Here is a 2,044-nt window from a genome sequence, read left to right on the forward strand (position 1 = left end):
TTGCTGCTGTACAGCGTGCCGAACGGCGTCTGCATCACCAGCCCGCCGGCATTGGTCGCGCCGCCCGGCGCCGTGTGGCACACCGCGCAATCACCCACCGCGGCCAGCAAACGCCCGCGCTCCAGCGTCGCCGCAGACCAGGTGCCCGCACCGGGCGGCGCAATCGGCGCGATTTCCGCGTGAAACGGCCAGGCCGTGGCCATCACCGCGCCGACCGCCGCGAAGAACGCGCCGAACAACCACTTCTTGCGTTTTTCAGGCGATTTGGCCGGGGTGCCCAAGGTGCCGGCATTCAGCGCGGCCAACACCCGTTCCGGAGTGATCGGCAGCTCGCGAAAACGAATCCCGGTAGCGTCATAAATCGCGTTGGCAATCGCCGCCGCACTCGGCACCGACGCCGATTCACCGGCGCCCATCGGTGGCTGGTCCTGGCGCGGCATCATCAGCACGTCAATCTGCGGCACTTCGGGGAACGTCAGGATCGGATAACCGCCCCACTCCTTGCTCGCCACCGTCGACTCTTCAAACGTAACCCGCTCCTTCAGCACGCGGCTGGTGGACTGGATCACATTGCCGTGAATCTGATGCTGCACGCCCGCCGGGTTGATCATCATCCCCGAGTCATGGCCGATCACCACCCGCGTCACCGACACATCGCCGGTGTGCTTGTCGATCGCCACATCCGCCACCCAGGCGGCCCACGCCGCGCCAAAGCCAGGGAATTTGCTGTGGATGTAGCGTGCGTAGGCAAAGCCGCGACCCCGCAGCAGATGGTCTTCATTCGCGGTTTGCATCGGCGCGGTGCGCGGCGACCAGTTGGCCCGTTCGGCGGTGGATTTGACCAGGTCGATGGCACGTTCGTCCTTGAGGTAACGCAGGCGGTATTCCACCGGATCGACGCCGGCAGCAAAGGCCAGTTCGTCGATGTAGGACTCGTGGGCAAAGGTGTTAGGCAACGCAGACACGCCGCGCATCCACGAGGCGCGCACGATCGGCGCCATGTCGTTGATGGTCACGCGCAGGTTGTCGATGTCATAGGGCGGGATCGAGGTGCGGTCGCCCATTTCGAACATCGCCGCCACCGGCTCCACGCGGCCGGTCAGCAGCAAGGCCAGGGTTGGCGCGCCATTCGAGGGGTAGCTGGTTTCAAAATCATAGGCGGCAATGCTGCCGTCGGCGTTCAGGCCGCCGTCCACATCCATCAACTGGGCCGTGCCCTTGGGCTCCCACAGGTGCTCCTGTTCGCGGGTCAACTGTACCCGCACGGGCTTGCCCACGGCGCGGGATAACAACAACGCGTCAGCACACACATCATCGGCGCAATTGCGCCCATAACAGCCGGCCGCTTCCATGCGAACCACGTCAATCAACGCCTCATCGCACGCCAGCAGCCACGCCAGGTCGGCGCGCAGCAGGTGCGGGTTCTGGCTGCCCGACCACACCCGACTGCCCGCCGGCGAATAATCAGCCACGCCGCAAGACGGGCCGATCGAGCCATGCATCTGGTACGGCCACAGATAGCTGCGCGGCATGCGCTGGCTGGCGCCCGCCAGGGCCTCATCGACATTGCCCTGGTCGAGCACGGTGCGACGCACCCGCGGATTGTCGCGGATGGCCTGCTCGACATCGCTCATGTCCGGCAAGCCCTTGTTCCAGGGCTTCCAGTGCACCAACAGCTCATGGGCGGCCTTGATCGCCTGCTCTTCACGCAGCGCCACCACGCCGACAAAATCGCGGATCACCACCACCGCGACGATGCCGGGGATATGCGCGATGGAAGACTCGTCGACGCTCAGCAGGCTGTTGCCGACAAAGTCCCCGCAGTCGAGCCCCGCATACGGCGGGCGCACCACCCGGCCATGGAGCATGTTCGGCACACGCATATCGTGGATGTACGTCAGCTCGCCGGTGGCCTTGCCGGGAATGTCCACCCGCGCAGCGCCCTTGCCCACCAGGCGGTAATCCTCGATCGCCTTCAACGGCGCCTCACCACTGATGCGCAACTGATCGTGCTGGCCGCTGACCAGCTCGCCATACGTGGTGG

Annotated in this window: 1 protein-coding gene; it reads right to left on the bottom strand. The window is 65.6% G+C overall.

What is annotated here, in order from left to right; genetic code table 11:
* The coding region (locus WBB95_RS21560) for a xanthine dehydrogenase family protein molybdopterin-binding subunit (RefSeq protein ID WP_424489414.1) at nt 1-2,044 on the bottom strand (2,044 nt) is incomplete at both ends.

It is taken from the genome of Pseudomonas sp. (genome assembly GCF_049645325.1).
Classification (GTDB): domain Bacteria; phylum Pseudomonadota; class Gammaproteobacteria; order Pseudomonadales; family Pseudomonadaceae; genus Aquipseudomonas.